The sequence below is a fragment of the Nonomuraea harbinensis genome (genome assembly GCF_019396385.1).
Lineage (GTDB): Bacteria > Actinomycetota > Actinomycetes > Streptosporangiales > Streptosporangiaceae > Nonomuraea > Nonomuraea ferruginea.
Map to the genome: position 1 here is coordinate 306,314 of NZ_JAHKRN010000004.1, position 22,368 is coordinate 328,681.

A 22,368-nucleotide genomic window follows, 5' to 3' on the forward strand; every position below is an offset into this window, starting at 1 on the left:
GTTTCGTACCCTATCGAGGGAAAGGACATACCGGCATGCGAGCCAAGGGCATCGGTTACGACACGGGGATCATTCTCGACGGCGTCGAGAACAGGCCGTTCGACCGGACGATCATGGAACGGGAGCTCCAGATCATCCGCGACGACCTCCACTGCACCGCCGTGCGCATATTCGGCACCGAGCCGGACCGGATCGAGTTCGCCGCCCACCACGCGGCCGGCCTGGGCCTGGAGGTCTGGTTCTCGCCGTTCCCGCATCACCTCGACCGGGGAGAGCTCCTCGACCTGCTCGCCGACGCGGCCGAGCGCGCTGAGCGGGTCCGCCGCGGGGGCGCCGAGGTGGTGTTCGTCGCCGGGGCGGAGGTGAGCCTGTTCAACCGCGGGTTCGTGCCCGGCGACACCATCCAGGAACGCGTGGGCGCCCTCCTCGCCCGGGGGCCGGAGCTGGGCCGGCTGTCCGCCCAGGTCAACGACTTCCTCGGCGAGGCCGTGTCCGTGGTGCGCGAGCGGTTCGGCGGCAAGGTCACCTACGCCTCGATCCCCCTGGAGAACGTCGACTGGACGCCGTTCGACATCGTGTCGGTGGACGCGCACCGCTCGAAGGAGGTCGCCCACCTCTACCAGCAGGGCATCCGCTCCCTGGTCGCCCAGGACAAGCCGGTCGCGATCACCGAGTTCGGCTGCACCCCCTACCGCGGCGCGGCCGACCTCGGCGCCCGCAGCGGGGAGATCATCGAGTACGACGGCGTCATCCCGGTGGGGATCAACGGCGACTACGTCCGCGACGAGGAGGAGCAGGCCACCTACCTCCGCGAACTGCTGGACGTCTTCACCGAGGAGGGCGTCGACGCCGCCTTCGCCTGCACCTTCGTCTGCTACGGCCTGCCGCACCGCCCCGACCCCCGCAAGGACCTCGACCTGGGGAGCTGGGGCGTGGTCAAGATCCTGGACCACGGCACCGGCGAAACCTACCCCGGCCTGCCCTGGGAACCCAAGGCCGCCTTCGCCGCCCTCGCCGGTTACTACGGCGGGCACTGACCCACGGGCGCACATTGACTGGATGCATCTCTAATGGAAAAAGTGCATCCAGGCGAGCCCGCGTGGGCGGGCGCGCGGTGCCCCTGGTCCCCACCGCGCACCCGTCCTTCGGACGAAAGGGTCCATCTTCATCAAGAATCCCGACAACCGGTTCGTGGCCGAGCACGGCATCAGCTCCGCCAAGCTCCTGCGCATGTCCGGCACCGCCCGCTATACGACCGTATGGCGCGACGACAACCCCGGCGCCTGGCACTCCTACATCGGCATGACCGCCTCTCGGCGATCGACTGACCGGCCGTCACGCTCCCCGACCGGACGAGTCGTCGAACCAGGCAGCGGAAGAGGAGGTCAGCAGGAGAACGAGAGCCGCCACAGCTAGGCCAAGACCGAACACTGGTTCAAGACTCGGCTGGACCGACAACTGCAGAACATAAAGGATCACCAGCACGGCCTGGATCGCCACCCCCGCCCACCGGACCCAGGACCGACGGCTCCGCATCCCGAACACCACCACGCCGGAGACCACGGCCACGCCTAAGACATAGAGCACCTGGACCAGGAAGATCCCTCTCACGAGCGGCAGCAGCAGGACGAGGGTCACGATGGCCGCCACCACCATCTGCACACACAGGATGACCCGAGCCGCCCGTACCGAGGCAGGCATGACCGCGTTCGCTGAAGGATGCATAAGGCCACCCGGTGCACTTGAGGAGGATTTCTTCCTAAGAACCCATTCCCACCAACCCTTTCACAGTTGACCCGATTTATCGCGTACCGCTCGGAAGTTCCAGCTTTGCCGAACCAGCAAAGAGGTTTGCGTTTCCGGCGTGCGACTCCGCATAGTGTGCGCGGAGGTGGTCACGATGACCGAGCAGCTGAACGACAGCTATGACGTGGTGGTGGTCGGCGGCGGCGCCGCGGGGCTCAACGGGGCGCTGATGCTGGCGCGGGCCCGGCGGAGGGTGCTGGTGGTCGACGCGGGCAGCCCGCGCAACGCCCCGGCCGAAGGCGTGCACGGCCTGCTGGCCCGTGACGGCATGCCGCCGGGTGAGCTGCTGGAGCGCGGCCGGGCGGAGGTACGCCACTACGGCGGCCAGGTGCTGACCGGCGAGGTCGAGGCCGCGGTCCGCGACGACGACGGGTTCGGGGTGACGCTGACCGACGGCCGGACGGTCCGGGCGCGCCGGCTGCTGGTCACCACGGGGCTGGTGGACGAACTGCCCGACGTGGCGGGGCTGGGGGCCAGATGGGGCCGGGACGTCGTGCACTGCCCGAACTGCCACGGCTGGGAGGTCCGCGACCGGGCCATCGGCGTGCTGGCGAGCGGGCCGATGTCCGTGCACCAGGCGCTGCTGTTCCGGCAGTGGAGCGACGACGTCACGTACTTCACGCACACCATGCCCGCCCCCACCGGCGAGGACGCGGAGCGCCTGGCCGCGCGCGGCATCAGGGTGGTGGAGGGCGAGGTCGCGTCCCTGAAGGTCGCCGAGGACCGCCTGGTGGGAGTACGGCTGAGCGACCGCACCCTGGTCAGCCGTGAGGTCCTGGCGGTGGCCTCCCGCATGGAGGCGCGTGCCGGTTTCCTGGCCACCCTCGGGCTGCGGCCCGTCGAACACCCGGGCGGCGCCGGAGAGCACATCCCCGCCGACGCGACCGGCCGCACCGAGGTGCCGGGGGTCTGGGTGGCGGGCAACGTCACCGACCTGGTCGCCCAGGTCGGCACCGCGGCGGCGGCGGGCGCCGGCGCGGCGGCCCAGATCAACGCCGACCTCGTCGCCGAGGAGACCCGCGAGGCGGTGGCCGCCCACCGCGAGCTGACCTCGGCCGGATCCCGCTGACCCCGAAAGGAACGACTGTGTCCGAAACCTTCGACAAGGCGTACTGGGACGAGCACTACGACGCTCACGCCCCGGCCGGGGCCGGCGGGCCCAACCCCTACCTGCTGGCGGCGTCCCGGGACCTCACGCCCGGCACGGCCCTGGACGCCGGCTGTGGCGAGGGAGCCGAGGCCATCTGGCTCGCCGCCCACGGCTGGCAGGTGACGGCGGTGGACATCGCCGACACCGCCCTGCACCGGGCGCGCGAGCACGCCGCGGCCGCCGGCGTCACGACCGGGATCGACTGGATCCAGGCCGACCTGACCACGTGGACGCCCGCCGAAGAGCGCTTCGACCTCGTCTGCTCCCACTACGTGCACCCGGCGGCGGCACCCGGCGACCTGTTCCGGCGGCTGGCGGCAGCGGTCGCGCCCGGCGGCACGCTGCTCCTCGTCGGCCACCACCCGTCGGACCACCACACCGCCACCACCCCGGAGGCCCACGTCGAGATCGGAGAGCTCGCCGCCGTCCTCGACCCCGGCCGATGGGACATCGCCGTCGCCGGGGACGGGTCCCGCGTCATGTCTCACGGCGGCCGCGAGATCCCCCTCCACGACACCGTCCTCCAGGCCCGCAGGCGCGGTCAGGCGGCGGGCGGGCGCCTCGGACGATAGTGCAGGGAGACGATGCCCGAGGCGTAGGGCCTGGCCTCGGTCAGTTCCAGGTCCAGCCGGTTGAGGTCGCCGGGGAAGAGCTTGCGGCCCTCGCCGACGGCGACGGGGATCACGCGGAGCTGGAGCTCGTCGAGCAGGCCGGCGCGGATCAGCGAGCGGGCGAGAGACAGGCTGCCCCAGAGCATCATGTCCCCGCCCGGCTGCCGCTTGAGCGCGGCGACCTCCTCGGCCGCGTCGCCGCGCACCACCCGCGCCGCCTCCCAGTCACCCCACGGCGCCTCGTCCAGGGTGGCGGAGAAGACCACCTTGGGCAGGGTGTTCACCGTCTTGGCGACCGTCTCGTCAGCGGTGGGCCAGTATTGGACGAACATCCGGTACGTCTCCGCCCCCAGCAGGACGGTGTCCACGTCCGCCAGGATCCGGAGGTTGTCCTGGTCCACCTGGCTGTAGTCGGTCACGGACTCGAAGAAGCCGAGGTCCCCGTCGGGCCCGGCCACGTAGCCGTCGACCGAGACGAGCTCTTGGATGATGAGTTTGCGCACGTTTGATCAGACCACACCAGCCGACCGAAATCATCGGCCGGGCGGAGGAGAGTCAGATGTCGAGGGAGGTCTCGGGCTGCATGAGGCGGCGGGCGGCCTCGGTGATGGAACCGGACAGCGACGGGTAGACCGCGAACGTGTGGGCGAGCTGGTCGACGGTGAGCCGCTGCTGCACCGCCACCGACACCGCCAGGATCAGCTCCGACGCCCGCGGCGCCACCACCACGCCGCCGAGCACGATCTGCGTGTTGGGGCGGCAGAACAACTTGACGAAGCCGTCGTTGAAGCCCTGCATCTTGGCCCGCGCGTTGGTGGCCAGCGGCAGCTTGACCACCTTGGCCTCGATCTCGCCCGCCTCGATGGCCCGCTGCGCCACGCCGACGGCGGCGATCTCCGGATCGGTGAAGATGTTGGACGCGACGGTGGCCAGCCGCAGCGGCTGCACGGCCTCGCCGAGCGCGTGCCAGACGGCGATGCGGCCCTGCATGGCGGCGACGGACGCGAGCATGAGCACGCCGGTGCAGTCGCCGGCCGCGTAGACGCCGGGCGCGGACGTGCGCGAGACCTTGTCGACCTTGATGAACCCGTGGTCGTCGAGCTGGACCCCGGCCTCCTCCAGGCCGATGCCGGAGGTGTTGGGGATCATGCCGACCGTCATCAGCGCGTGGGAGCCCTCGGCGGTGCGGCCGTCCTCAAGGGTCACGACCACGCCGTCGGCGGTGCGTTTGACGGAGGCGGCGCGGCTGCGGCCCATGACGTTCATGCCGCGGCGGCGGTAGACCTCTTCGAGCACCTCGGCGCCGTCGGCGTCCTCGTTGGGCATCATGCGGTCGCGGCTGGAGACCAGCGTGACCTCGGCGCCCAGCGAGCGGTAGGCGCCGGCGAACTCGGCGCCGGTGACGCCGGAACCGATCACGATGAGGTGCTCGGGCAGCTTGTCGAGGTCGTAGAGCTGCCGCCAGGTGAGGATGCGCTCGCCGTCGGGCTCGGCGCCGGGCAGGATGCGGGGGGTGGCGCCGGTGGCCACCAGCACCACGTCGGCCCGGATCGTGCGGTCGCCGGCCTTGACCACCTGCGGGTCGACCAGCCGGCCCGGCCCCTTGATGATCTCCACGCCCTCGGCCTCGACCCGGGCGCCGATGTCGGCGGACTGGGCCTGGGCCAGCTCCTTGACGCGCTTGTTGACGAGGGGCAGGTCGACGTGGGCCACACCGACCTCGCCGTCGAGCCCGCCGTCGAAGCCGACGCCCAGCGACGGCGCGTCGAGCAGCGCCTGCTTGCGGACCGAGGTGGTGATCAGCGTCTTGGACGGCACGCAGTCGGTCAGCACGCACGCCCCGCCGGGACCGTCGCGCTCGATCATCGTGGTCTGCGCGCCTAGCTGGGCGGCCACCAGCGCCGCCTCGTAGCCGCCGGGTCCGCCACCGATGATCACGATCCTCGTCACGTACCTATTGTCCCGCATCCTCTGAGCTGCTGACGAACGGGGCGGCCACGGTCACGCTACTCTTGCATGCTGTGCCTGTTTACGCCGCCTACGGCAGCAACATGGACCCGGAGCAGATGGCCATGCGGGCCCCTCACTCTCCCGTGCGGGGCGTGGGCTGGCTGCCCGGCTGGCGCCTGACCTTCGGCGGGGAGACCCTGGGCTGGGAGGGCGCGCTCGCCACCATCGTGGAAGACCCGACGGATCACGTCTTCGTCGCCCTCTACGACGTGCCGGAGTTCGACGAGCAGTCCCTCGACCAGTGGGAGGGCGCGGCCCGCGGCCTCTACCACAAGGTCCGCCTGCGGGTGCAGACGCTCGACGGCGAGGTGGTGGCCTGGTTCTACGTCCTCGACGGCTACGAGGGCGGCCTGCCCTCGGCCCGCTATCTCGGCATCCTGGCCGACGCCGCCGAGCGCGCGGGCGCCCCCGACGACTACGTCAAGGAGCTGCGCGGACGCCCCTGCAAGTCACTCGGCGACTGACCCGGCGCATACCCGGACCCGCCCGGGTAGTGCAGACTCTCATCCAGGTCGTACCGGCCCGTTCAACCCTGGAGAAGAGATCATGACCCCTGCCGAACTCGAAGTCGCCGACCTGTGCGTGGAGCTCATCCGGGTCGACAGCAGCAACTACGGCGACGGCAGCGGCCCGGGCGAGCGGGCCGCCGCCGAGGTCGTCATGGCCAGGCTCGCGGAGGTCGGCATCGAGGCCACCTACCTGGAGAGCGCGCCCGGCAGGGGCAACGTGATCACCCGCGTCGAGGGCACGGACCCGTCGCTGCCCGCCCTGCTCGTGCACGGCCACCTGGACGTGGTCCCGGCCAACGCCGAGGACTGGACGGTCGACCCGTTCTCCGGCGAGGTGCGCGACGGCTACATCTGGGGCCGCGGCGCGGTCGACATGAAGGACATGGACGCCATGATGCTGGCCGTGCTGCGCCAGCTCACCCGCGACGGCCGCAGGCCCCGCCGCGACCTGGTGTTCGCCTGGCTGGCCGACGAGGAGGCCGGCGGCACCTTCGGCGCCAAGTACCTCACCAAGCACCACCCCGGCCTGTTCGAGGGCGTGACGGAGGCGATCAGCGAGGTCGGCGGCTACTCGCTGGAGGTCGACCCGTCGCTGCGGCTCTACCTCATCGAGACGGCCCAGAAGGGGCTGGCCTGGATGAAGCTGGTGGCCGACGGCACCGCCGGCCACGGCTCCATGCTCAACTCCGACAACGCCGTCACCGAGGTCGCCAAGGCGGTGGCCAGGATCGGCTCGCACGACTGGCCGCTCGCCTACACCCCGACCGTGCGGCGCTTCCTCGCCGAGATCGCCGACGCGTACGCGCTGCCGTTCGACGAGGACGACCCGTCGGTGCTGCTCGACCGGCTCGGCCCGCTGGTGCGGTTCGTCGGCGCCACGCTCCGCCACACCGCCAACCCGACCCAGCTCGACGCCGGCTACAAGTCCAACGTCATCCCCGGCCAGGCCAGCGCCGTCATCGACGGCCGTTTCCTGCCGGGCTTCGAGGACGACTTCTTCAAGACGATCGACTCGCTGATCGGGCCGAAGGTGCGCCGCGAGTTCGTGCACCACGACATCGCGCTGGAGACGACGTTCGACGGCGCCCTGGTCGAGTCGATGATCGCGGCGCTGAAGGCCGAGGACCCCGCCGCGCGCGCGATCCCGTACTGCATGTCGGGCGGCACCGACAACAAGACGTTCTTCGCCGACCTCGACATCCGCGGGTTCGGGTTCGTGCCGCTGCGGCTGCCGGCCGGCATGGACTTCGCCTCGATGTTCCACGGCGTCGACGAGCGGGTGCCGGTCGACGCCCTCCAGTTCGGCGTGCGGGTGCTGGAGCGCCTCCTCCTAGACTACTGACGTGAGCACCGACCCCTATTCCCTCGCCGGCGAGGCGGCCGCCGCTCTGCAGGCGGCCGCCGGTCTCGACACCTTCGACGTGGCCCTCGTGATGGGGTCGGGCTGGGTCCCGGCCGCCGACGCGATCGGGCAGGTGGTGGCCGAGGTCCCGTTCACCGACCTGCCCGGGTTCGCCGCCCCCGCCGTGGCGGGCCACGGCGGCCGCATCCGCGTCGTCCGCACCGACGCCGGCCGCCACGCGCTGATCTTCCTCGGGCGCAGTCACCTGTACGAGGGGCGCGGCGTCGACTCGGTGGTCCACGGCGTCCGCACCGCCGCGGCCGCCGGGATCCGCACGATCGTGCTGACCAACGCGGCGGGCGGGCTGCGGCCCGAGACGCAGCAGGTCGGCGACCCGGTGCTGATCAGCGACCACATCAACCTGACCGGCGCCAACCCGATCACCGGCACCACGTTCCTCGACCTGACCGAGGTCTACTCCAAGCGGCTGCGCGACCTCGTACGGGAGATCGACCCGAGCCTGTCCGAGGGCGTCTACGTCGCCTTCCGCGGCCCCACCTACGAGACGCCCGCCGAGATCCGGATGCTGCGCACGCTCGGCGGCGACCTGATCGGCATGTCCACCGTGCTGGAGGCCATCGCGGCCCGCGAGTCCGGGCTGGACGTGCTGGGCGTGTCGCTGGTCACCAACCCGGGCGCGGGCCTGGCGGGCGACCCGCTCGACCACGAGGAGGTGCTCCAGGTCGGGCGCGCCACCGCCGCCCGCATGGGGGTGCTGCTCGCGAAGGTGGTCGACCGGCTTTGACCTCTGTCGTGAGCATCGAGGAGCGCGCCCGCGCCTGGCTGGCGCAGGACCCCGACCCCGACACCCGCGCCGAGCTGGCCGCGATGCTGGAGCGCGGCGACGCCGAGGGGCTGCGCGACCGGTTCGGGGCCAAGCTGGAGTTCGGCACCGCCGGGCTCCGCGGCGAGCTGGGCGCCGGGCCCAACCGGATGAACCGCGTCACCGTCATGCGCGCCGCCGCCGGGCTGGCCCGGGTGCTCGGCCCCGGCAGGCACGTGGTGATCGGTTACGACGCCCGCCACAAGTCCGACGTGTTCGCCCGTGACACGGCCGCCGTGCTGGAGGGCGCCGGGCTGCGCGCCTCCGTGCTGCCGCGCCCGCTGCCGACCCCGGTGCTCGCCTTCGCGGTCCGCCGTCTGGGCGCCGACGCGGGCGTGACGGTCACGGCCAGCCACAACCCGCCCCGCGACAACGGCTACAAGGTCTACTGGGGCGACGGCTCGCAGATCGTGCCGCCGATCGACGCCGAGATCTCGGCCGCGATCGACGCCGTGGAGTCCGTCTCCGAGCTGCCGCTCGGCGGCCCGGGGACCCTTCTGGACGATTCCATCGTCGACGCCTACATCGAGGCCGTCACCGCGCTGCCGCTGGGCGACGCCCGCGACCTGCGGGTCGCCTACACGCCGCTGCACGGCGTCGGCGCGGCCACGCTCGCGCGGGCCTTCGAGGCGGCAGGGTTCGAGCCTCCATTGCCCGTGGAGGAGCAGCGCGAGCCCGACCCCGACTTCCCGACCGTGGCCTTCCCCAACCCGGAGGAGCCCGGCGCGATGGACCTCGCCGTCGCCCTGGCCGCCAAGACCGGCGCCGACCTGGTGCTGGCCAACGACCCCGACGCCGACCGGTGCGCGGTGGGCGTCCCGCTGCCCGGCGGCGGCTGCCGCATGCTCACCGGCGACGAGGTGGGCGGCCTGCTCGCCGAGCACGTCATCACCCACACCTCGGGCGAGCGCATGGTGGCCACCACGATCGTGTCCTCGACGCTGCTCGGCAAGATCGCCGGCGCCCACGGCGTCGGTTACGGCGAGACCCTGACCGGCTTCAAGTGGATCATCAAGGCCGGCCCCGGCCTGGTCTTCGGCTACGAGGAAGCCATCGGCTACAGCGTCGGCGGCGCCGCGGGGCTGCCGGTGCACGACAAGGACGGCATCGGCGCCGCCCTCACCGTGGCGGCCATCGCCGCCGGCGCCAAGCGCGCCGGCCGCACGCTGCTGGACCTCCTCGACGACCAGGCCCGCCGCTACGGCCTGCACGCCACGGCCCAGCTGTCCTTCCGGGTGAGCGACCTGGCCCTCATCACCGAGGCCATGACCCGCCTCCGCGCCACCCCGCCGTCCCGGCTCGGCGGCCGCGAGGTGACCCGGATCGACGACCTGAGCCGCGGCGACGGCGGCCTCCCCCCGACGGACGGCCTGCGCTTCCTGCTGTCGGGCGACGCCCGCGTGGTGGTCCGGCCCTCCGGCACCGAGCCCAAGCTCAAGTGCTACCTGGAGGTGGTCGTCCCGGTCACGGACGAGGTCACGCCCGCCCGCGCCCGCGCCTCCCAGGACCTGGAAACCCTGAAAGCCGACCTGACCACCGCCCTGCGGCTCTGAAGGCCACCTAAGATAGGACCAAATTTGGACCGTCCACTTTTGGTGGGTCCAAATTTGGTTCTATCGGGAGGTGCAGCGTGTTCATCGGGCGTAGCCGCGAGCTGGCGGCTCTGGGGCGTTTCTTCACCAGGGTGGGCACCGGTGATCGGCCGGGGCGGGCCGTCCTCATGCGGGGTCGCCGCCGGGTCGGCAAGTCGCGGCTGGCGGAGGAGTTCATCCATCGGTCCGGTGTGCCGTCCGTCTTCTACACCGCGGCCACGGAGCCGATCAGCGAACAGCTCGCGAGCTTCAGTGCCTCCGTCGCCACATCCGACTTGCCGGGGGCGGCGCTCTTCGGCGAGGTGGCCCCAACGTCCTGGGACAGTGCGCTGAGACTCCTGGCGCAGGCGGTGCCCCAGGACTCGCCGAGCATCGTCGTCATCGACGAGCTGCCGTACATGATCGCTCAGGACCCGCATCTGGAGGGCAGACTGCAGCGGCTCTTCGACCGCGAGTTCTCCCGGCGGCCGATGCTGCTCATCCTGATCGGCTCCGATCTTTCGGTCATGGAGGCGATCAACCAGTACGACCGCCCCTTCTACATGAGGGCGTCGGACATGGTGATCCATCCGTTGACTCCGGCGGACGTGGCCGAGCGGCTTCGACTGCCGCCGGCCGAGGCCATCGACGCCTATCTAGTGACCGGCGGACTGCCGATGATCCTCGACGAGTGGCCCACGGGTGCCTCTCTCTGGGAGTACCTCGACGGCGCCATCCCCGACCCCATGTCGGCGCTCACCGTGAGCGGCGTGCGCGCCATGGCAGCGGAGTTCCCGCCCGAATCGCAGGCCACGATGCTGCTCAAGTCCATCGGGTCGGGGCAGCGCACGTTCTCGTCCGTCCTGCGGGCCACAGGCGGCATGCCGACCACTTCAGCGAAGCGCGGCATGCAGGTCCTGCTGGACAAGCGCATGGTTACCGCTGAGCTGCCCCTGTCCACGAAGCCTTCCAGAGAGACCCGCTACCACATCGCCGACACCCACCTCCGGTTCTGGCTGTCCTTCGTCGAGCCTGGACTGACGGAGATCGACCGGGGCCGCGGCGACCTGGCCCTGAAGCGCATCGAACGCTCATGGACCGCTTGGCGGGGGATGGCCGTGGAGCCCGTCGTCCGGGAGTCGCTGCGGCGCATGGACGGCCTGCCCGAGGAGACGGGCGCCGTGGGCGGTTACTGGACGCGGACCAATGATCCGGAGATCGATCTCGTCGGCGCCGACCGGGAGCCGGTGGCCAAGCGGGTCACCCTGCTCGGGTCGATCAAGTGGCTGGAGAACCGGCCGTTCGACCACCACGACCTGACTGAACTGATCGTGCACCGGTCGAAGATGCCCGGCGCCGACGCCGACACACCGCTGTACGCGGTCTCCCGGGCGGGGTGCACCGTGGACGGGGTCCGGCACGTCACACCGGAAGAGCTCATCGAGGCGTGGCGCTGAAGCCTGGCCTTTGGTCTCATCCGTGAGACCAGATCGCAGGCACCCGCGCTGCCACTCTAGGCAATACGGCTTTTGTCCTTTATCGTGCGGAATATCGGATCAACCGAACGTTCGGTAGGCCATATGACCCCCCTCTCCGCGTACCTCACCGACCGCGACTCCGACGCCGGCCTGCGCATCAGGACGGCCGCGGTGCTGCTGTTCGCCCGCCAGGGGTACGCCGCCACGACCATCCGCGACCTCGCCCGTACCGTCGGCATGACGAACGCCGGCATCTACCACCACGTCACCAGCAAGGAAGCCCTCCTCGCCGACCTGCTCATATCCGGGCATCGCGGGCTCATCGAGGCCGCGGAGCGGGTGCTCGACGGGGTGAAGGACGCCGCCGAGCGGCTGGCCCTGCTGATCAGTTCGCTCACCGCCATCCACGCGCTGAACCCGATGACCACCCGCGTCATGGACGGCGAGCTGCGCGCCCTCACCCCCGGCTCCGCCGCCCTGGCCGAGGTCATCGCGCTGCGCGACGCGTACGAGGATCTCTGGCGGGGGGCCGTGGCCGACGGGGTCGGCGCGGGCGTCTTCCACGTCGCCGACCAGAGGCTGACCCGGCTCGCGCTCATGACCATGTGCACCGGCACCAGCGAGTGGTACCGCCCGGACGGCGACTCGACGCTGGAGCAGGTGTGCGCGGAGTTCGTGGCCATCGGGCTGGCGGCCGTCCGCGCCCCGGCCCGCCCGCTGCCGATCGCCGACTTCTCCCTGTTGCCCGAACTGCCCTGGGAGCCGCCCCGTGACTGAACCGTACCGAACGATCCCCGAGCTGGTCCGCCACGCCGCGCAGCGGCACGGCGGGCGCGAGTTCCTGCGTTTCCCCGAGGCGTCTCTGAGCTTCGCCGAGGCGGACGCCGAGTCCGACCGGCTGGCCGGGGCGCTGGCCGCGAAGGGCGTCCGCCGGGGCGACCGGGTGGCGATCATGATGGAGAACGTCCCCGGCTGGCCGCTCAGCTGGCTGGCCGTGCTCAAGGCGGGGGCGATCACCGTGCCGGTCAACGTCCGCTACCGGGCCGCCGACCTGGAGCACGTGCTGCGCGACTCGGGCGCGGTGGTGACGCTGACGACGCCGGAGCACGTGCCGCACATCCCCGGTCCCGCGTACACGCTGGACGCCCTGGACGGCCCGGCCGTCCCGCCCGACATCTCGCCTGACGCGGACGATATCGCGAATTTTCAGTACACCTCGGGGACCACCGGCTTCCCCAAGGCCTGCCTGCTCACCCACGACTACTGGATCCGCTGCGCCCGCATCGTCGCCGACCACGTACGGCTCCGCGACGACGACGTCATGATCATCGCGCAGGCGCACTCCTACATGGACCCGCAGTGGACCACGCTGATGTGCCTGATCGGCGGCATCCCGCACGTGGTGCTCCCCCGCTTCTCCGCCTCCGGCTTCTGGCCCGCCGTCCGCGAGCACGGCGCGACGCTCACGTACGTGCTCGGCACGATGCCGCTGCTCCTGCACAAGCAGCCGCCGCACCCGCTCGACCGGGAGAACCGCATGCGCCTGGTCCTGTGCTCCGGGATCGCCCCGAACCTGCACCGCACGTTCGAGGAACGGTGGGGCGCGCCCTGGCGGGAGCTGTACGGGTCCACCGAGAGCGGCCCCGACCTGCTCGCCGCCGTGGACGCCGCCGACACGGTGGGCACCGGCGCCATGGGCCTGCCCCCGGACGGCAAGGAGGTCAAGATCGACGAGAGTACGGGCGAGATCCTGGTCCGCGGCACGCCGATGATGAAGGGCTACTGGAACCACCCGGAGGCCACCGCCGAGGCCCTCCGCGGCGGCTGGTACCACACCGGCGACCTGGGCTTCCAGGACGAGCACGGCTACATCCACCACTCCGGCCGGCTGAAGGACATGGTGCGCAGGGGCGGCGAGAACATCTCCTGCGCCGAGGTCGAACGCGTGCTCGGCGAGCACCCCGCCGTGCTGAACACCGCCGTCGTGCCCGTGCCCGACGACCTGTGGGGCGAGTTGCCCAAGGCGTTCGTCCAGCTCAGGCCGGGCCATCCGGCCTCCAGGGAGACGGCCGTGAGCCTGGCCGAGCACGCGCGGGAACGCCTGGCCCGCTTCAAGGTCCCCGCGTTCGTGGAGTTCGTGGACGGTTTCCGGCTCACCCCGTCCGCCCGCGTCGAGAAGCGCCACCTGCTCCGCCCCGACCAGCGTGCCGGAGCGTTCGCCGTCGAAGCCGTCGAAGCCGTCGAAGAGGAGAGATCATGATTGACATCACGGTCCGCGACGAGGTCGCCGTCATCACCCTGAACCGTCCCGAGAAGCTCAACGCCCTCACCGCCGGCATGCGCCGGGACCTCGCGGCGGCCGTACGCGCCCACGGCGACGGCTCGGCCCGGGGCATCGTGGTGACGGGCACCGGGCGGGCGTTCTCGTCCGGCGAGGACATCAACCAGGCCGTCGACCGGTCGCTGCTGGACGAGGTCGAACTGTTCCACGACCTGACCAGGGCCGTCCTGGAGACCCGGGTGCCCGTGGTGGCCGCGGTCAACGGCCTGTCCGTGGGCGGCGCCGCCGAGTGGACGCTCTGCTTCGACGCCCGCGTCGGCACCCCCGGCGCCGAGTACTTCTGGCCGGAGAACCACATCGGCCTGTCGGTCTCCAACGCGTCGAGCCTGCTGCTGAGCCGCCTCGTCGGCGGCGGACGGGCGCTCCGGCTGGTGCTGGACTCGTCCCGGATCAGCGCGGAGGAGGCGCAGCGGCTCGGCATCCTCGACGAGATCGTCGCCCCCGACGCCCTCCTGGACACCGCCATCGGCCTCGTCCACCGCTGGACCCTCCCCGGCACGGCCACCGGAGTCCACCTCCGCCTCCTGCGCCCGTCGCTGGAGGAGGTGGAGCGCGCCTTCGCGGCGGAGACGGAGGCGGCCAAGGAGGTCGAAGGCTCCGGCATCGCCAAGGCCGGCATGGACCGCTTCGTCAACCGCGACCGCTGACCTCGACGGAACCGTTTCGCCGCCGCACGCGGCCTGGAAGGGTTCGCCCTCCCAGGCCGCCGTGCGCACCAGCGCGGCGGTCTGGGGAGGGTTCGCCCCCTCGGCCCGCCCTGTGCACCAGCAAAGGGAAGGGTTGTCCCCCCGGCCCGCCCTGCTCAAGGGAAGGGTTGTCCCCCCGGCCCGCCCTGCTCACTAGCAAGGGCAAGGGTTCGCACCGACCCGCCGTGCGTACCAGCAAGGTCCTCGCCATAGAGGGCGCTCCGCGCCCTTTCAGCTCGGGCTGTTCTCAGCGGGGGCAAGCCCCCGCGCCCCCGGGCGAGGGGCCCGCCCCTCGCGCTCCCCGACCTTGACCGGTGCGCCACGACAGCCCCTTTCACCGATCACTTCAAGCAGGCATCTCCGAAGTTACCGGGTCGCCGGCTATAGGAAAGATCGACGGCAAGCAGGACGGTGTGAGATCAAGACGATCTTCGGCGCGGAACCACGGCCCCGGGTGCCAGGCGAGGCGGGGATCCACCTACTGTTCGTCTTCGACCCACCCGGGAGGCCATCGCGCTGGTCGCCGGAGACAGTCCGGGCCTGGAACCGGTGGACGCCTTGGGCGGAACGCCTTGGGCGCCGACGACGTGCCGGCTCTCTGTCACCGTGTCAGGGCGGTCACTGGCTCCACGGCTCCGCTATTAGAGCGGCTTCAGTGTCGCCCGCAGGTGCACGACGCCCTCGCCGTACTTGTCGTCCAGCCGTTGCCGGAGTTCCTCGCTGGCAACCCAGACGTCCACGACCACCTGCTCCTTCATGATGTCGACGGAGGTCGAGAGGGAGGGCTGGCCAAGATCGTCATTGATGAACTCCTGGATCTGCCGCAGCGTTTCCAGGCTGCGCCTGGCCTGGCTGACGCAGAGAGGCCCGCCCCAGCTCTCCCGGATCCACGCCTCCCTGCCGGTCAGATCGCCCGTGAACTTCACGTTCAGTACCAGCTTGGCCGGGTCATTGGCGTACTTCTCCGACCGCTCCCGCTTGCTGCCGTCGTAGCCGGGGATCGAGTCCAGATAGCTCTGGTCCAGCCACACCCCGCCCACGGCTTCCTCGTTGTCCAGCCGCTGCTGAGTCACCTGGAGCGCTTCCTGGGTGGCCTTGGCGGGATCGGCCGGCCGCCAGCCGCCCGCCGGGACGGGGCACGGACTGTCCAAGCTGGGCTCCTCCGGTACACCCTGGACCGCCGCCCCTGGGGGTTCGGTCAGGGTCAGCCGGGAGCCGTCCCAGGTGCCGACCACCCGGTACTGACCCCACTTCGTGCCCCGGACGTTCTCGTGCCGGACCGTGGACCAGTCCCAGCCGACGATGTCCGGCCCGCCGCACTGGGGCGGCAGCGACGTGGCCATCGCGTGGCACAGCTGCGGCCCGTGGTTGGGGCTCTCCAGGACGGACACGGCGTCGGCCGCGTACGTGACCGGTTCGTCCGCCGCCGCTCCGGTGCCGCAGGCGGTCAGCCCGATGAGGGCCAGGAAGGCGAGGAAGCGCATGACCTTCAGACGTTCGAGCACTCCGCGAGGTTCGAACCGTTGTCGGCTCCGGCCCTGAGTCGCCAGGTCGCCGCCGTGCTGAAGATCAACCGTCTCGCGAGACGGCGGACCACGGGGCCATCAGCGGGACTCGAGCGCCTCCCTGAGAATCCGCACGGCCTTCGGTCCGACCCCGTGCAGCCCGTTGAGCTCCGCATCCGAGAGACGGGCGACCTGGTCGAGCGTCGTGATGCCGGCGCTCGCCAGCGCCCGGGTGGCCGGCCGCCCGATCGCCTTCGGCAGGTCGCCGACCTCGCCCGCGCCGGCCCCGTCGGCAGCGGACGCACGGGCCGAGAGCTCCGGCGGCGCACACGCGAGCCAGGCACGCCGCACCCAGTAGTTGAGGGCCTGGCCGTTGATGTCCTTGACAGGCAGGCCTACGACGTCGCCTGCCCGCTCGGCCGTCGCATGCTGGGAGGCCATGTCCTCGGCCTCCGCGGCCGGCAGCCGAAGGCGCACGTGGGCGTCCGGATCCAGCCGGGCGAACTCCCTGCCGCCCACGGCGAAGACCTTTGCGCCGTCGACAACGCCTTCGACCACTTCAGGGCTGGAAAGCGCGGTCTTGCGAAGCTGGGCGAATGTCGTCATGCGATTCACCTTGGCACATGAGGGGCGCGCGGAGGGCGACGCCAACGCCCGGCTTCGGAGGAGCCGCTCATCCTCTGGGTTGATCGCCCGCCGCGACGGGGCCGCCTTCGACCATGTCATCGCCGAAGGCGGCGGCGAGCGCCTTGGCGATCAGGGCGGGCAACTCGGTCCGCCCTTCGTCCTCGGCCCAGCGCACCAGAGCCGTGTGCAGGGCGGCCAGGCATGCGCTGGCCGCCGCCTGGGCGTGGAACGCCGCGTCGGGATCGGTGTCGTCGTCGCCGAGAGCTTCGACGATCGCCTGCTGAAAGGCGTACTGGTTGTCCAGGTGCCTGGCCCGCAAGGCCGGTGTGGAGATCATGAGCCGGAGGCGGGCGAGCAGGAACTGCTTGTCCGTCGTCAGGTCGTCTCCGGTCAACGTCGCGGCCGAGCCGATGAGCGCGCCGCCGATGCGGCGGACCAAGGGGTGCGCGGCGGGCGACGCGGCGATCCGCTCTGCCACGAGCTGACCGTGCTGGTCGACGAGGACGAGGTCCTCCTTCGTGGGGAAGTGCCGATACACGGTCATGGGTGACACGCCCGCGGCTTCGGCGACCTCGGTCACGGTCGTGGCGTCGTATCCGCGCTCGGTGAACAGCCGCACCGCGTGCGCCTGGATCATGCGCTGTGTCTCGGCTCGGCGCTGCGCGCGCAACGTTGAGTGCTGGACGGGCATGTGATAGATACTATCGCATTGATAGTTACTACCAGATTGGTAGTGACTCACAGGCAAAGGTGATCGACATGTGTGATCTGACCGGCAAGACGGCTCTCGTGACCGGAGCATCGCGCGGCATCGGGCAGGCGATCGCCACGCGGCTGGCGGCCAAGGGGGCAACCGTCGTCGTGCACTTCGGCACGGACCAGGACGGCGCGACGGCGACGGTCGACGAGATCGAGCGCGGCGGCGGCGCCGCGTTCGCCGTAAGGGCGGAGCTGGGCGTGGATGACGACGCCGAGACCCTCTTCGCGGGAGTGGAGGCCGGCCTGGCCGGGCGTGCGCTCGACATCCTCGTCAACAACGCGGCGGCCGCGCCCGCCGGCCCGATCGGGGTCACGACGCGCACGCAGTTCGACCACCTCTTCGCGGTCAACGTACGAGCGCCGTACTTCATCATCCAGCGAGCGTTGCCGCTGTTGCGGGACGGTGGCCGCATCGTCACGATCTCGTCCGTGGCGACCCGGATGGCCAACCCCGCCCAGACGTCCTTCGCCATGACCAAGGGCGCTGTCGAGACGATGAGCATGACCTTGGCCAACGAGCTCGGAGCCCGAGGGATCACGGTGAACGCGGTCGCTCCCGGCTCCACCCTGACACCGGCCAACGGGACCGCCTTCGAAGCGCCGGGTCTGGCCGAACTCATCGCCGCGACGACGGCGCTCGACCGCCTGGGCCGGCCCGGCGACATCGCCGACGTGGTCGCCTTCCTCGCCTCCGACGCCGCGCGCTGGATCACCGGTCAGGTCATCGACGCGAGTGGCGGCCTGTTCCTCGGACCACGCCTCTGATCGCGGGCCGCCGCACAACGGCACGGCCTTGAACCGCTTCGCGCTGGGACCGGGCCGCGCGAGGGGCGGTAGCTCCCCTCGCCCGGGGCTCGGGGGCGAATCTCAGGGCACGAGCACGGCGGCGACGATCAACCCCACCGCCACGACGAAAGCCACGATCGAGTCGTACGCCCAGGTCACATGGACCTGGCCCACCTCGTCCTTGCGGAGTCTCGCCTGCTCGGCCCGGGAGGTGATCTGCTCCCCCACCCAGTCGGCGTGGGTCTTGCCCGCCATCGCCTCGGCCGCCGCCTGCTCGCCCTTGGTGAGCACGGGCTCGGTCTGGTAGCGGCCGTGACGGACCGGGGCGGCGCCGCGGCGCACGGCCTTGGCGCGTTCGCGGGCCGAGGTCATCGGGGTCCACAGGCGCAGCGTCTGCGAGCCGGAGTGGGAGACGTTGATCGAGTGGGACACGGTGACGTCCTCGACCGAGGCCCACGGCACGAACGTGGACCGCAGCGGGGTGCGGCCCACAAGGCCGGGCTCGGTGAGGACGGTGGCCGGGCGGATGGCGACGACGTAGACGACGGCGGTGAGCACGCCCAGCACGGCGAGCGCGACCATGGACGGCTTGCCGCTGTAGCGGAGGGTCAGGTCGATGACGTTGGCCGCGACGAACGCCACCCAGATCCAGCCGAAGACGAAGGCGGTCTTGGAACGGAAGACCTGTTTCACGGCTGCCACTTCAGTTGCGCGAATCCGGGCTTGATGACGCCGTTGATCAGCGCGAGGCGTTCGTCGAACGGCAGGAAGGCCGACTTCATCGCGTTGACCGTGAACCACTGCAGGTCGTCCCAGCCGTAGTCGAACGCCTCGATGAGCTTGGCGAACTCCTGCGACACGGTGGTGGAGCTCATCAGCCGGTTGTCGGTGTTGACCGTGACCCGGAAGTGGAGGCGGCGCAGCAGCCCGATCGGGTGGTCGGCGATGGACGCGGCGGCGCCGGTCTGGAGGTTGGAGGTGGGGCACATCTCCAGCGGGATGCGCTTGTCGCGCACGTACGCGGCCAGCCGGCCGAGCTTGGCGGTGCCGTCGCCGGAGACGGAGATGTCGTCGATGATGCGCACGCCGTGGCCGAGCCGGTCGGCGCCGCACCACTGGATGGCCTGCCAGATGGACGGCAGGCCGAACGCCTCGCCGGCGTGGATGGTGAAGTGGGCGTTCTCCCGCTGGAGGTACTCGAAGGCGTCGAGGTGGCGGGTGGGAGGGTAGCCCGCCTCGGCGCCGGCGATGTCGAAGCCGACGACGCCGACGTCGCGGTAGCGTACGGACAGCTCGGCGATCTCCATCGAGCGGGCCTGGTGGCGCATGGCGGTCAGGAGCGTGCCGACGCGGATGCCGCGCCCTTCGGACCCCTGGCGGAAGCCCTCCAGGACGGCCTGCACCACCTCGTCGAGGCTCAGCCCGTTGGTGGTGTGCTGCTCGGGGGCGAAGCGCACCTCGGCGTAGACGACGCCGTCGGCGGCCAGGTCCTCGGCGCACTCGGCGGCGACGCGGGCGAGCGACTCGGGGGTCTGCATGACGCCGACGGTGTGCTGGAACGTCTCCAGGTAGCGCTCCAGCGAGCCGGAGTCGGACGCCTCCTCGAACCACTGGCGCAGGTTGTCCGGGTCGGTGGTGGGCAGCCGGTCGTAGCCGGTGTCGCGGGCCAGGTCCACGATGGTCTCGGCGCGGAGACCACCGTCGAGATGGTCGTGCAGCAACACCTTGGGCGCGCGCCGGATCTCGTCAATCGTGGGGCTCATCCGCCCATGATACGAGTCACTCGTCGCGGTTGACCGAATCAGGGCTGAAGGCGGGCAGGCACACCGCGACGTACTCGGCGCCTTCGTCGCCTACCCGGTAGCGGACCTTCTCGCCGGGCTCGGTCACGACGGTCTGACCGGCGGACACCTCGGTGGTGCCGCCGGCGTGCTCGACCAGGACGGTGCCGCGCAGCACGAGCGTGTATTCGGTGAAGGCCGGGGCCTGGGCGGGCTCGTCCCAGCCGGGCGGGGCGACCATGTGGGCGATGGAGATCGCCTCGTCGCCGCTGTTGACGCGGCCCACGTGCTCGTCGATGAGCTTGCCGCCCGGCACCGGGATGCGTGAAGGTCCTTCGATCTTTCTCACCACCCGGTCAGTGTGCCACGTCGACCACCAGTCTGGGCGGGGCGGCGAGCTCGCTGACCTTGAAACCCGTGACGCCGGCCGTCAGCAGGGCGATGCCGACGACGCCTTCGAAGTCGCCGGTCTTGGCGATGCCGGTGATGCCCCCGGACGCGGGCACGGTGGTGCCGTTCCAGGTGGGGGTGCCGTCCTCGGTGTGGGCGTTGGCGGGCACGAGCCGGAGGTGCAGGGCGCGGCCGCCCTTCAGGTCGATCGGCCGGCCCGAGCCCTCCTCGTGCGCCTCGCGGACCCAGCGCACGGTGTAGCCGGGGACGCCGCCCTGGAAGTCGACGACCACCCGGTCGAACGAGGGATGCCGGCCGAACCGCACCCCGGTGACCAGGGCGGGTTCGGCGTCGTTCCGCTCGACCCGGACGGGGGCGGTGGCGGTGGGGCCGGGGACGGGCGTGGCCGTGTGCGGCTCGGTGGCGGGCCCGGGGGACGCGGCGCTCTCCGCCGGGGTGTCCGCGGGAGGCGCCGTGCCGCAGGAGATCAGGACCGCGCCACACGCGAGGAACGCGACGGCGGCCCGTACGAACGGGGTCATGTGCACTGGATGCCCGGCGACCGCGCGTCCGATGCGCCGGCGACCTGATCGGCATCGGGGGACGCCCGGGAACCACGGGGCACGATAGGTTCGGCGGTTTCGCGACCTCCCACCTGGATGCGCGTGCATCTAACCATGATCTTTACGGCGTGGTAACCTCCGCGCATGGACGAGCGGTTCGTGGTCGACACCTGGCATGACGTCCTCTCCAAACACGCCAGGGCCATGTGCGCGCTGGAGCGCGAGCTGGGCGACAAGCACGGGCTGGGGCCCAGCGAGTTCGAGGTGCTCGACCGGATGGTCGCCCACGACAGGAAGCTGCGCATCCAGGAGCTCTGCGACGAGGTCCACCTGAGCCAGAGCGCGCTCTCGCGGGTGGTGGCCCGCCTGGAGAAGGCCGCGCTCGTGTCGCGCGGCGTGTGCGACTCCGACCGGCGGGGCGTGTTCGTGCGCATCACGGAGGAGGGCCGGGCCCGTCACGCGGCGGCGCTCCCCACCCAGCGCGCCGTCCTGGCCGAGATCTTCGACGACGCCGCCACGTCTCTGAGCACCTGACTCCGGCTGTCAATCGTCGCTACTCTACGGCGATGCTCCTCATTCACGGATCATTGACGCTCGCGGTGGCCGCCGCGCTCACCGTGGCCCCGGCCACGACGACGCACGAAGCGACCAGGACCGCGGACCAGGTCTTGCGGGTCTACACCAACAACATCGAGAACCTGGTGAGGAACAACGCCGACGGCTCCTGCACCCGGATCTCGGGCCCCGACCACCTCACCTCGATGCTGGTCGACGACAACGGCAGGACGGGCACGTCCGGCGTGCGGGCTCCCGATCTCCTGATCGTGCAGCAGGTGCGCGGCACCGGCCAGGCCACGGCCTACGCCGACCAGCTCTCGGCGAAGTTCGGCTTTCCGGCGGGCACCTACAGGGCGATCGTGGCCTGGGACGACCCCGAGCAGTGGGGCGGCTCCCACCACTGCAGCCAGCAGTCGCTGGGCGACCTGAAGAAGCGCCAGACCAACGGGATCATCTACAACACCAGGACGCTGGGCCTCGCCGAGACCTCCAAATACTGGAGCGCGGGCTGGCTCAAGCCCGGCACGTCCTACTCCGGCGGGGCCGGGTGCACGCTCTACAAGCCGCCGAGCAACGACGCCGCCGCCGCCAACAAGCACAAGTGGAAGCGCACCAGCGCCATCGCCGCGAGGTTCACGATCAAGGGGACGGGGACGTCGGTCTTCGCCGCCTCCATGCACCTGCCGGAGCAGAACGGCAAGAACGCCTGCGCGGGGCCCGGCGACCCGGGCATCGCGAACTCCGGCATCAAGGTCGGCGCGGACGCCACGAGACTGATGAACGCCTCGGCCGTCCGCGTGATCGGGATCGACGCGAACCGCACCGGCATCGCCCGCACCACCCTCGGCGGCTTCGGCATGACCGGCTACGGGGCGAAGGCCACCATGGGCACCAGGAAGATCGACCACCTGTTCGTCAAGGGCGCCGTGCGGCCGTCACCCGTCGACCACACGGTGAACAGCACGAAGTCCAACCACCTGGCCCTGTACGCGTTCATCACGGTCTGAACCCA

Annotated in this window: 24 protein-coding genes; 14 read left to right on the forward strand and 10 right to left on the reverse strand. The window is 71.1% G+C overall.

The genetic code is table 11. The features are described from left to right. Positions 1–35 precede the first annotated feature (35 nt). On the forward strand, positions 36–1,037 hold the full coding sequence (locus KME79_RS06410) for a glycoside hydrolase family 113 protein (RefSeq protein ID WP_246639352.1): 1,002 nt from the start codon (positions 36–38) through the stop codon (positions 1,035–1,037). Between the two features lie 298 nt (positions 1,038–1,335). On the opposite strand, the gene KME79_RS06415 is transcribed toward KME79_RS06410, so the two are convergent. Further along, on the reverse strand, positions 1,336–1,662 hold the full coding sequence (locus KME79_RS06415; RefSeq protein ID WP_219543659.1) for a hypothetical protein: 327 nt from the start codon (positions 1,660–1,662) through the stop codon (positions 1,336–1,338). Positions 1,663–1,900: 238 nt separating this feature from the next. Between KME79_RS06415 and KME79_RS06420 the strand changes: the two genes are divergently transcribed. Both KME79_RS06420 and KME79_RS06425 read left to right on the forward strand, forming a co-directional pair. Continuing rightward, entirely contained in the window at positions 1,901–2,875 is a 975-nt protein-coding gene (locus KME79_RS06420) for an NAD(P)/FAD-dependent oxidoreductase (protein ID WP_219543660.1), read from the forward strand. 17 nt (positions 2,876–2,892) lie between these two features. Continuing rightward, positions 2,893–3,528, forward strand: a complete 636-nt coding sequence (locus KME79_RS06425) for a class I SAM-dependent methyltransferase (RefSeq protein ID WP_219543661.1) — start codon at positions 2,893–2,895, stop codon at positions 3,526–3,528. Here KME79_RS06425 and KME79_RS06430 read toward each other — a convergent pair. Continuing rightward, positions 3,498–4,070, reverse strand: a complete 573-nt coding sequence (locus tag KME79_RS06430) for a dihydrofolate reductase family protein (RefSeq protein WP_219543662.1) — start codon at positions 4,068–4,070, stop codon at positions 3,498–3,500. The two genes, KME79_RS06425 and KME79_RS06430, sit on opposite strands and share 31 nt — an antisense overlap. Positions 4,071–4,122: 52 nt before the next feature. Continuing rightward, positions 4,123–5,517, reverse strand: coding sequence for an NAD(P)H-quinone dehydrogenase (locus KME79_RS06435; RefSeq protein WP_219543663.1), 1,395 nt, complete (start codon positions 5,515–5,517; stop codon positions 4,123–4,125). Between the two features lie 71 nt (positions 5,518–5,588). Between KME79_RS06435 and KME79_RS06440 the strand changes: the two genes are divergently transcribed. From KME79_RS06440 to KME79_RS06475, 8 genes are all read left to right on the forward strand, one after another. Next, positions 5,589–6,041: a gamma-glutamylcyclotransferase family protein gene (locus tag KME79_RS06440; RefSeq protein WP_148036953.1), complete on the forward strand. Its 453-nt coding sequence runs from the start codon at positions 5,589–5,591 to the stop codon at positions 6,039–6,041. An 82-nt stretch (positions 6,042–6,123) separates the two neighbouring features. Continuing rightward, positions 6,124–7,428, forward strand: coding sequence for a M20/M25/M40 family metallo-hydrolase (locus KME79_RS06445; RefSeq protein WP_219543664.1), 1,305 nt, complete (start codon positions 6,124–6,126; stop codon positions 7,426–7,428). Between the two features lies 1 nt (position 7,429). Beyond that, positions 7,430–8,233 (forward strand): purine-nucleoside phosphorylase, encoded by an 804-nt coding sequence (locus tag KME79_RS06450; RefSeq protein WP_219543665.1) that lies wholly within the window; start codon positions 7,430–7,432, stop codon positions 8,231–8,233. Further along, positions 8,230–9,864 (forward strand): phospho-sugar mutase, encoded by a 1,635-nt coding sequence (locus KME79_RS06455; RefSeq protein WP_246639354.1) that lies wholly within the window; start codon positions 8,230–8,232, stop codon positions 9,862–9,864. Before KME79_RS06450 ends, KME79_RS06455 begins: the two co-directional genes overlap by 4 nt. 77 nt (positions 9,865–9,941) lie before the next feature. After that, positions 9,942–11,339: an ATP-binding protein gene (locus KME79_RS06460; RefSeq protein WP_308248814.1), complete on the forward strand. Its 1,398-nt coding sequence runs from the start codon at positions 9,942–9,944 to the stop codon at positions 11,337–11,339. Between the two features lie 123 nt (positions 11,340–11,462). Continuing rightward, positions 11,463–12,137 (forward strand): TetR/AcrR family transcriptional regulator, encoded by a 675-nt coding sequence (locus KME79_RS06465; RefSeq protein WP_219543666.1) that lies wholly within the window; start codon positions 11,463–11,465, stop codon positions 12,135–12,137. Beyond that, entirely contained in the window at positions 12,130–13,620 is a 1,491-nt protein-coding gene (locus KME79_RS06470; RefSeq protein WP_308248815.1) for an AMP-binding protein, read from the forward strand. The genes KME79_RS06465 and KME79_RS06470 overlap by 8 nt, the downstream gene beginning before the upstream one ends. After that, positions 13,617–14,348: an enoyl-CoA hydratase/isomerase family protein gene (locus KME79_RS06475; RefSeq protein WP_219543667.1), complete on the forward strand. Its 732-nt coding sequence runs from the start codon at positions 13,617–13,619 to the stop codon at positions 14,346–14,348. The genes KME79_RS06470 and KME79_RS06475 overlap by 4 nt, the downstream gene beginning before the upstream one ends. 680 nt (positions 14,349–15,028) lie before the next feature. Here KME79_RS06475 and KME79_RS06480 read toward each other — a convergent pair. The 3 genes from KME79_RS06480 to KME79_RS06490 form a co-directional block, all read right to left on the reverse strand. Continuing rightward, positions 15,029–15,892 carry a hypothetical protein gene (locus KME79_RS06480; RefSeq protein ID WP_219543668.1) on the reverse strand — a complete coding sequence of 288 codons (864 nt, stop codon included), beginning with the start codon at positions 15,890–15,892 and terminating at the stop codon, positions 15,029–15,031. 99 nt (positions 15,893–15,991) lie between these two features. Beyond that, positions 15,992–16,498: a helix-hairpin-helix domain-containing protein gene (locus tag KME79_RS06485; protein WP_219543669.1), complete on the reverse strand. Its 507-nt coding sequence runs from the start codon at positions 16,496–16,498 to the stop codon at positions 15,992–15,994. A 67-nt stretch (positions 16,499–16,565) separates the two neighbouring features. Then, complete coding sequence (locus KME79_RS06490) at positions 16,566–17,156, reverse strand: TetR/AcrR family transcriptional regulator (protein WP_246639355.1); 591 nt, start codon at positions 17,154–17,156, stop codon at positions 16,566–16,568. Positions 17,157–17,278: 122 nt separating this feature from the next. On the opposite strand from KME79_RS06490, the gene KME79_RS06495 reads away from it, so the two are divergent. Next, positions 17,279–18,043, forward strand: a complete 765-nt coding sequence (locus tag KME79_RS06495; protein WP_219543671.1) for an SDR family oxidoreductase — start codon at positions 17,279–17,281, stop codon at positions 18,041–18,043. 102 nt (positions 18,044–18,145) lie between these two features. Here KME79_RS06495 and KME79_RS06500 read toward each other — a convergent pair whose 3' ends face one another. From KME79_RS06500 to KME79_RS06515, 4 genes are read right to left on the reverse strand one after another with little or no spacing between them, the layout of a single operon-like run. Continuing rightward, the gene (locus tag KME79_RS06500; protein WP_219543672.1) at positions 18,146–18,757 is read right to left on the reverse strand and encodes a hypothetical protein; all 612 of its coding nucleotides are present in this window, start codon (positions 18,755–18,757) and stop codon (positions 18,146–18,148) included. Next, on the reverse strand, positions 18,754–19,827 hold the full coding sequence (locus tag KME79_RS06505; protein ID WP_148036944.1) for an adenosine deaminase: 1,074 nt from the start codon (positions 19,825–19,827) through the stop codon (positions 18,754–18,756). Before KME79_RS06505 ends, KME79_RS06500 begins: the two co-directional genes overlap by 4 nt. Before the next feature lie 16 nt (positions 19,828–19,843). Then, positions 19,844–20,197 carry a cupin domain-containing protein gene (locus KME79_RS06510; protein ID WP_219543673.1) on the reverse strand — a complete coding sequence of 118 codons (354 nt, stop codon included), beginning with the start codon at positions 20,195–20,197 and terminating at the stop codon, positions 19,844–19,846. A gap of 4 nt (positions 20,198–20,201) precedes the next feature. Beyond that, positions 20,202–20,777 (reverse strand): AMIN-like domain-containing (lipo)protein, encoded by a 576-nt coding sequence (locus tag KME79_RS06515; protein ID WP_219543674.1) that lies wholly within the window; start codon positions 20,775–20,777, stop codon positions 20,202–20,204. Between the two features lie 165 nt (positions 20,778–20,942). Between KME79_RS06515 and KME79_RS06520 the strand changes: the two genes are divergently transcribed. Together KME79_RS06520 and KME79_RS06525 are read left to right on the forward strand one after the other, a co-directional pair. Continuing rightward, complete coding sequence (locus tag KME79_RS06520) at positions 20,943–21,332, forward strand: MarR family winged helix-turn-helix transcriptional regulator (protein WP_219543675.1); 390 nt, start codon at positions 20,943–20,945, stop codon at positions 21,330–21,332. Positions 21,333–21,364: 32 nt separating this feature from the next. Further along, complete coding sequence (locus KME79_RS06525) at positions 21,365–22,363, forward strand: hypothetical protein (RefSeq protein ID WP_219543676.1); 999 nt, start codon at positions 21,365–21,367, stop codon at positions 22,361–22,363. The last annotated feature ends 5 nt before the right edge of the window (positions 22,364–22,368 follow it).